At 59.8% G+C, this 7,886-nt stretch carries 6 protein-coding genes; 2 read left to right on the top strand and 4 right to left on the bottom strand.

Annotated features, from left to right (window positions below):
• From PY650_RS03980 to PY650_RS03965, 4 genes are all read right to left on the bottom strand, one after another.
• The coding region (locus PY650_RS03980; RefSeq protein WP_285877763.1) for an ACT domain-containing protein at window positions 1-120 on the bottom strand (120 nt) is incomplete at its 3' end.
• A gap of 193 nt (window positions 121-313) precedes the next feature.
• Window positions 314-1,336: an acyltransferase family protein gene (locus PY650_RS03975; RefSeq protein ID WP_285877751.1), complete on the bottom strand. Its 1,023-nt coding sequence runs from the start codon at window positions 1,334-1,336 to the stop codon at window positions 314-316.
• Window positions 1,337-1,374: 38 nt separating this feature from the next.
• Window positions 1,375-2,619 carry a hypothetical protein gene (locus PY650_RS03970; protein ID WP_285877750.1) on the bottom strand — a complete coding sequence of 415 codons (1,245 nt, stop codon included), beginning with the start codon at window positions 2,617-2,619 and terminating at the stop codon, window positions 1,375-1,377.
• A 93-nt stretch (window positions 2,620-2,712) separates the two neighbouring features.
• On the bottom strand, window positions 2,713-3,789 hold the full coding sequence (locus PY650_RS03965; RefSeq protein ID WP_432761485.1) for a glycoside hydrolase family 5 protein: 1,077 nt from the start codon (window positions 3,787-3,789) through the stop codon (window positions 2,713-2,715).
• 209 nt (window positions 3,790-3,998) lie between these two features.
• Between PY650_RS03965 and PY650_RS03960 the strand changes: the two genes are divergently transcribed.
• Window positions 3,999-5,675: a GumC family protein gene (locus tag PY650_RS03960; protein WP_285877749.1), complete on the top strand. Its 1,677-nt coding sequence runs from the start codon at window positions 3,999-4,001 to the stop codon at window positions 5,673-5,675.
• Window positions 5,676-5,890: 215 nt separating this feature from the next.
• A complete protein-coding gene (locus PY650_RS03955; protein WP_285877748.1) occupies window positions 5,891-7,873 on the top strand; it encodes a polysaccharide biosynthesis protein in 1,983 nt (660 codons plus the stop codon).
• Window positions 7,874-7,886: the final 13 nt, after the last annotated feature.

Raw genomic sequence — 7,886 nt, 5'->3', positions numbered from 1 at the left:
GAGATCGTCGAACTGGCTGGAGTCGACGATGTTGCAACCTTGATCGGCCAGATAATTCGCTATCGCCGCAACGATCCCGCGCGTCGATTTGCAGGATACCCGTAGAACATAGCTCTTCATGTCTCTTCCCTCGTAAGGCGGCTCGTCGTTTCGCCGCTCGCATATAGCAATCGAACTTGAGGGGAAACCTCCCCGTCCATTCCTGGCGACTGAGCTTAAGATAGGTGGCGGAAAATTCCGTTCCCATTGCGCCTTTCAGCCGCGTATCCCCGTCGTTCTGAGTGAAAGCAGCTGTAGATCGATGAGAAACAATTCAGGCGATGGCCGCCTGCTTCTTTTTCCATTTCCCCCAGCGGCTGGGTGTCGTGAGCTCATGGACGATCGCGCCGCCGATCGCCGAACCGACGATGCAGGCGCTGACGAAGACCGATCCATGCGTCACGATATCGATCTTCAGTACGCCGCAGACGACACGTATGAGTGCCAGCGTAAAGGCATGGGTGATGTAGATGCTGTAGGACGCGTCACCCAGATAGCTGAGCCAGCCGATGACCGGCCGCTTGGAAAAATCGATCGAGACGGCCGAGCAGAGAATGACGACGGCCGGAATGCCCCACATATAAGCGCGCATGCTGGCATCGCAGAGCGTTTCATTGATCAGCAGGAAGGCGAATCCAACCACCAGGGCGGGCCAAGCGACGGCCTGCGGCAGCAGCACTTTTTCGAGGTAAAGCTTGGCGAGGACGACGCCTGCCAGGAATTCATAGATGATCGGGTCGCCATAGACCGTGGTGGCCGTCGTCACCGGCAACAGGCGGCAGGTGAGGATGACAGCCGTCATCGTCCCGAAGAGAGCATAGAGACGCCATTTTTCACGCACGAGCAGCAACAGGCCGAAGACGAGATAGAAGAACATCTCGTAGTTCAGCGTCCAGCCGGGGATGACGACGGGTGCGACGAGCTCGGGATCGGCGGCATTGCGCCAGGGCAGGAACAGCAGGGAAGCCACAAGGTGCGGAATGTTGAACACGGTCGATTTGAGGATCGACGGCGCAATGAGCGCGACGGCGGCGGAAAACAGTGTCGCCAGCCAATAAAGCGGCACGATGCGCTGGATGCGGCGACGATAGAAATCGAGCGGGCGCATTTCGCGGCCCGCTGTCGTCAGCCACATGACGAAGCCGCTCAATACGAAGAAGATGTCGACGCCGGTCTCGCCGAAAAGATGGAATTGCGAGTCGAAGCCGGAATTGACTTTCTGCACCTGCAGCACGGAATGAAAATAGACGACCATCAACGCGGCGATGGCGCGCAGATACTGCAACTGAACAAGCATCCCGATCCTCATGCGGCCGCGGCCGACGCAAGGCAAGGTCAGCCCGGCACTCTGCTGCCATCCACATTTGCCGGCTGCGCCCGGGCGGTACGCGGCTTTTCAGAAACGCGCATATAACCGATCAGCAGCCAGAGCAGCCCGGCGATCTTGATGGAAAAAATCGCCGTGCCGCCGATCATCATATTCAGAAAAATGAAAAGAGAGAGTGAATGAGCGCAACGTCTTTGTGCAGGCGTTGTGCCGGCAGGATAAAGGCAGACAAACAGCCAGAACATGATCAGGCCAAAGATCGTGGACCCGTAGATGAGGTAGACATAACCGCTGTCGGCGAATTCCCCGATGCGCGTAATATCCAGGCCGAGGATCGCCTGGAAATCGAGATCCAACATCTTCTTAATCGTGACGCCGACACGGCCGGTGAAATTGTCGCCCACTTCCTCCGGCTTCATGAAATGCACGAAGAAGCCGATCAGGATAATCAGCGGCATCAAAATGAGATCGAAGGCTTTCGGTATTTTCGGGAAGGCGAAATAGCCGATGATGCTAACGCAGGAGAAGATCAGCATCGTGCGCGTATCGTTGGTGAGCAGGATCAGCACCACCGTCGAGACGAACAGCGCTTTCTCGATCCTGCCGAGCTTCGGCCAGAACGAGAGCAGATAGATGACGATGACGCCGCAGAAATTGGCGAGCGATACCTGCTCCAGAAAAATGGATGAGGAACGGTGGTTGATAAGCCCGAAGGAAAAGCGCCCCTCGAAACCGAGCGCATTGGCAAAGAGGCCGGTATTGTTGAAGCTTGCCTGCTTGATGCCGCGGGTATTCTCGAAATATTGGCCGGGATGGAACAGGCTGACATAGAAGGGCGTGCTGATAATCTCGCAAACCAGGAACAGCAGCACGAAGAAACAGCCGATGCGGAACGCCAGTTTCACCGTCTGCTCGCTCGCCCAACTGCCGATACCGGCGAAGGCGACGATGATCAGCACGTTGCGGAACTGGTCGATGAAGGGCACGCGGTTCAGGACGGTGACATAGACCGTGACGACCAGAGTGAATATCAGATACAGGAAGATCGGCAGATCCTCCTCATAGATGCCCCTTTTCAACAGATAGGCGACACTGGAGAGCATCATAATGCCTTCGCAGAGCACGACATGTGAGACGGAAAGCGGCATGATGTTGTGGTTGATATAGGCGAGGATGCAGTTGTAGAGCACCGAAAACAGCGTGATCGCCAGGATCGGGTAATCGATGCGCTGTTGGTCCGTGAGGCTTTTCATCAAATGTCCAGGCTGCCGCATCCATCGGCCGGCGTAACCATAGCAGCGCCGTGATTCGCCACAAAGCGCTATCCGCCCGTCCGTTTCGACCGATCAGCCTGCTGGCTTGACGCTGGCGCAGGCCGGCGCAAGCGGCGTCTTCTTGCCGGCGGCGGCGGTGATCACCTTCATCTGCGGCCGGTCCTTGCCGCCATGCGGTTGCACGTTCAATGGCTCCTGCGGTGGCCACCAGTCACCGGCGGCCCAATAGGTCCAGCCGAGCCACACGTCGCTATTGTCCGCCATCACGTCGAAAACCTGTTTCAGCCCGTCGAGGCAGGGCTCGTTTGCCGCCACACCGAATTCGCCGAGAAAACCGCGCTTCCCGTTCTTGCGCAGCCAGGACGTGACATCGGTCAGGCCTTGGTTGGCCTGGTCGGTGCCGTCGCAAACGGAATGCGTACCGGAGCTGTCGGCATCGAGATACTGGTGAAACTCGAATGCGTAGAAATCCAGAGGGTCCTTGACGCCAAGCATGACGGTGTCGTTTGCGCCGCCGCCGAGCTTATCGGTCGCCCAGCTCGATGCGCCGGTCCAATTCGTGCCGGGCACAAGAATGAGGTTACGGGCGCCAACCGTGCGAATGCTGCGGATGGCTGTATTGGCTGCCTCCAGCCAGTCGGGGGGCTTGATATCGTGCGGCTCGTTCATCAGGCCGAAGAGCACACCCTTCTGATTGGCGAATTCGACTGCGAGGCGGGCCCAGAAGTCACCGAAGGCGCGAGTGGTCGCCGGCGCCTGCGTCAGCTGGCCCTTGTCGTAATAGCCGAAATTATGCGGATCGAGGATCACCGCCATACCGTTCCTTTGAATGAGGTCGACGGCATCCTTGAGCCGCTGCAGCTCTTCGCCATCGAGGGATTGTCCCAGCACCGGCTGCAGCCGCTCCCAGCGGAAGGGCAAGCGGACGACATTCATGTCCTTATTGCCGAAATAGCGTACCGTGCCTTCCGATGGGTAGGTATAGTTGGTACCGAGCACGCCGCTGCGATCGCCATATTCGGCGCCGGAGAGATTGATCCCTCGATAGCAGAGCTCAGCGGCAAATCCGGCATCGGCCTTTGCGGCGGAGGCGAACAAAACCATTGCGGCGAGCGATCGGCGCAGCAATCTCTTAACGAGTGGGGTCATGCAAGCTCCTGTTCTTCCCCGTCGCCAGTGAGCCCGTTTCGTAGAGGCTTGCCCGTTGAATATTGATGAAGAGACGAACTTGGCGGGCCTTCTGCCGCCGTTTGCCATGGGACTTCCTGGGAACGTCCTTAATGTTCCGTTAGCCAAACATTTCTAAACTCCGGGCATCTGCGGGCAGGACCTGCCGGCGGACCGCATGAAAGTCTGACATGAGCTCATTGGAACGAAGCAAGCGACCGGGCCAACTTCCGGGTTGGCGCAGCACCGAGCCGTCCGAAGGACAGCGTGGGGACTTGCGCCTGCGCAGCCCGGTGGTACGCCCAAGGGACTTTGTCCATGAGGTCAGGCCCGTTGTGGCCGAGGAACCAGCTAGTTCAGTAGAGCAGGCAATCCACAGCCGTGGCGAGGTGCATCGCGAGATCGAGCCAATCGTTGAGCCTGTTGTTGTCGCGGCACCCTCGATAGTCGAGCCGGCAGTCGTCGTCGCGCCGCAACCGGCAGTCGTCGCCGCGCCGCAAGCGGTTTCGCAGGCACCGATGGCCGCGAACGATGCGCCGCTACTTGACTTGCGCTCCGCCGTCCGGTCGATCTGGGCGAAGAAGCTGCTGGTTCTTGCGCTTGCGGCGGTCGGGGCGGTGCTCGGCGCCGCACTCATCCCGCTGCTGCCGCAGAAATTCACGGCCGAAACCAGCCTCTATTTCGACCCTCGCCAAGTGGGAGGCTCCGATGGCCCCCAGGCCGCTCCCACCGCGCCGGAACTGATCCTGACGATGATCGACAGCCAGACCCAGATCCTTTCCTCTGGCAAGGTGCTTGGCCGGGTCGTCGATGCATTGAAGCTTGATCAGGATCCGCAATTCAACGGCGGCGCCACCGGCGATGCGGCAAAATTCGTGGCGACCGCGACGCTGGCGAAAGCCGCGCAGATTGCCCGCGAGGCAAGCACCTATGTCGTGACAGTGAAGGTGACGACGCGCGATCCGCAAAAGTCGGCCAAGATCGCCAACCAGCTTGTCACCTCCTTCATGGAGGAAGAGAGCAAGGCTGCAGCGAACAGCTATCAGACCAGTAATACCGCCCTCGATGGTAGGCTGGAAGATATGCGCCGTCAGGTGCTTGCCGCTGAAAAAGCAGTCGAGACCTACCGTGCCGACAACGATATGGTCGCCGTCGAAGGCAATCTGATTTCCGACAAGCGCCTGACCGCGTTGAACGACATGCTGTTGACCGCCGAGCAAAAGACTATCGAGGCAAAGGCGCGCACAGATGCCGCCGATAAGCTGAGCTTCGAGGACGTCGTTTCGAACGGCTCTTCGACGACGACGGTGACGTCCGCATCACTCGGCAGTCTGCGTCAGCAGTATGCGACGCTCGCCGCCGCAGTCGGCAGCCTGCAAAGCCAACTCGGCGCCCGTCACCCCCGGCTGCTCGCGGCCAAATCCTCGCTCGACAGCCTCGCCACCGAAATTCGCAGTGAACTGCGGAGGCAGACGACCTCGGCCCGTGCCGATTACGAGCAAGCCCAGAAGGCTGAGCAGGATATTGCCAAGGAACTGGCGGTGCAGAAGGCATCGCAGGTCAATACGTCGGGCAAGCTGGTTGCGCTCAATGAATTGCAGCGCAAGGCCGCCGCTGCCCGAGAGGTCTACGAGACGCTGCTGAAGCGTTCCGGTCAGACGAGCGACGCGCAGGATTTGTCACAGAGCAATATCCGTGTCATCTCCGAGGCCGAACCGCCGCTGACGGCGGACGGACCGAGCCGGAAGGTGATGATGGTGGCCGGATTGATCGCCGGCGCCGTGTTCGGCATAGGCCTCGGCGCAGCATTTGCCATCCTCTCCGGCCTGTTCCGGCATCCCGTGGTCCGCGGCTATCTTGGAAAGTGATCCCGGCCGCCCCATGTGCGGTCGGTGGCTCTTTCAAGATCGGGGATGCAATTGCGCGTCAGCTGTTTTAAAAGCGATTGGCTGCAGAGAGTGATTGCATTTTCCTAATGAATGCATAAAGACAATCATGCTGTGTCGTGTAATATGTAGTGGGACAATTTATGCGAGAGAAGGGGTATGCTATTCCGTTGACTGGCGCCAGGGGAAACTGACCCATGGTACCCGCGGATAAGCTCGTCCTACCGTTCCTGGCGCTACCGCGTTCGACCAAACGCGCACTGGCGCTGATCGTCGATTCCAGCCTGTGCGTGCTGACCGTCTGGTTTGCCTATTGCCTCCGCTTGGATGACTGGGTGATTCTGGAGGGCGTGGAGTGGCTCCCGGCGATCGTTTCGCTCCTCGTCGCCATTCCGATCTTCATTGTCCTTGGCCTTTATCGCGCAATTTTTCGCTACGCGGGCATGTCGGCCTTCATGACGGTGGTCAAGGCGGTGGCAATCTACGCGCTTGCCTTCATGACCATTTTTACCGCGATCAGCGTACCCGGCGTCCCGCGTACGGTTGGCATCCTGCAGCCGCTGCTGCTGCTGATCGCCATCGGCCTGTCGCGCATGTGGACGCGCTACTGGCTTGGCAATGCCTATCAGCGGCTGTTGAACCGCAACAAGCTCGCCAAGGTGCTGATCTATGGCGCCGGCGCCTCCGGCCGGCAACTCGCCGGCGCGCTCGCCAACAGCGCCGAACTCAATGTGGTTGGTTACCTCGACGACGACAGGCATCTGCATGGCAGCATTATGGGCGGCCTGCCGATCTACGATCCCGCCGATTTGCCTGCCTTGAGCGTATCGAGCGAGATCAGAGGCGTGCTGCTTGCCCTGCCGAACGCCACGCGGCAGCGCCGCAACGAGATCCTTGAAGACATGCGCAAGGCCCGCGTTACCGTGCGCACCATGCCGGACCTGACGGCGCTTGCGCAGGGACGTGTCGCTGTCTCCGACCTTCGCGAACTCGATATCGAAGACCTGCTCGGCCGCAACGTCATTGCGCCCGATCAAGGGCTAATCGATAAGAACATCCGTGGCAAGGTTGTGATGGTGACCGGTGCTGGCGGTTCTATCGGCAGCGAACTCTGCCGCCAGATCCTGAAGAACGGCCCGTCCTGCCTGCTGCTGGTGGAGCAGAATGAATTCGGGCTATACGCTATTCACGGCGAGCTGGAAAAATCGGCGGCAACCGCCGGAGATGGCGATATCCGCATCATTCCATTTCTGGCGTCCATCCGCGATGGTCGGCGGCTCAGGCAGATTATGGAGGCATGGCGGCCGAAGACGGTCTACCATGCTGCCGCCTACAAGCATGTACCGCTCGTCGAATACAATCCCGTTGAAGGCATTCGCAACAATGTGCTGGGAACGCTGACGACCGCTGAGGCGGCGCGCGACTGCGGCGTCGAGGATTTCGTGCTGATCAGCACGGACAAGGCCGTGCGTCCCACCAATATCATGGGCGCCAGCAAGCGGTTGGCGGAGATGGTGCTTCAGGCCATGGACGCGGACCGCAAGCCCGGTGCCGGCGGCACGAATTTCGCCATGGTGCGTTTCGGTAACGTGCTCGGCTCATCGGGCTCCGTCGTGCCGCTCTTCCGCCAGCAGATCCGCGACGGCGGGCCGATCACACTGACGCATCCGGACATCACCCGCTATTTCATGACGATCCCCGAGGCATCGCAGCTCGTCATCCAGGCCGGCGCCATGTCCGGCGGTGGCGACGTCTTCCTGCTCGATATGGGCGAACCGGTGCGCATCGCCGCTCTCGCCCGTCGCATGGTGGAATTGTCTGGCCTGACCGTGAAGGATGACGACGAGCCGGAGGGGGACATCGAACTGGAGATCACCGGCCTGAGGCCGGGCGAAAAGCTCTACGAAGAGCTGCTGATCGGCGACAATCCGCAGGCCACGAGCCATCCGCGCATCATGCGAGCCAAGGAAGATTTCCTGCCCTGGGCGGAGCTGTCAAAAAGGCTCGCAGCCCTCGAAGCCGCGCTCGAAGAAAATGATATACCGCTTGCAAGAACGCTCTTGCAGAAGCTCGTGTCCGGTTACACGCCCAGCGGTGAAGTGGTCGACCTCGTTTTCCGCGAGCGCGAGGTGGATCTCATCGTTGATACGCCGAATTTCGGTAGTGTTGCGGGGCTGTAGCCTTAGGGCAATT

The organism is Martinezella calliandrae (assembly GCF_030272695.1).
GTDB classification, from domain to species: Bacteria; Pseudomonadota; Alphaproteobacteria; order Rhizobiales; family Rhizobiaceae; genus Rhizobium; species Rhizobium calliandrae.
Note: the sequence above shows the minus strand (reverse complement) of the source record. Positions and strands in the feature narration are given on the sequence as shown.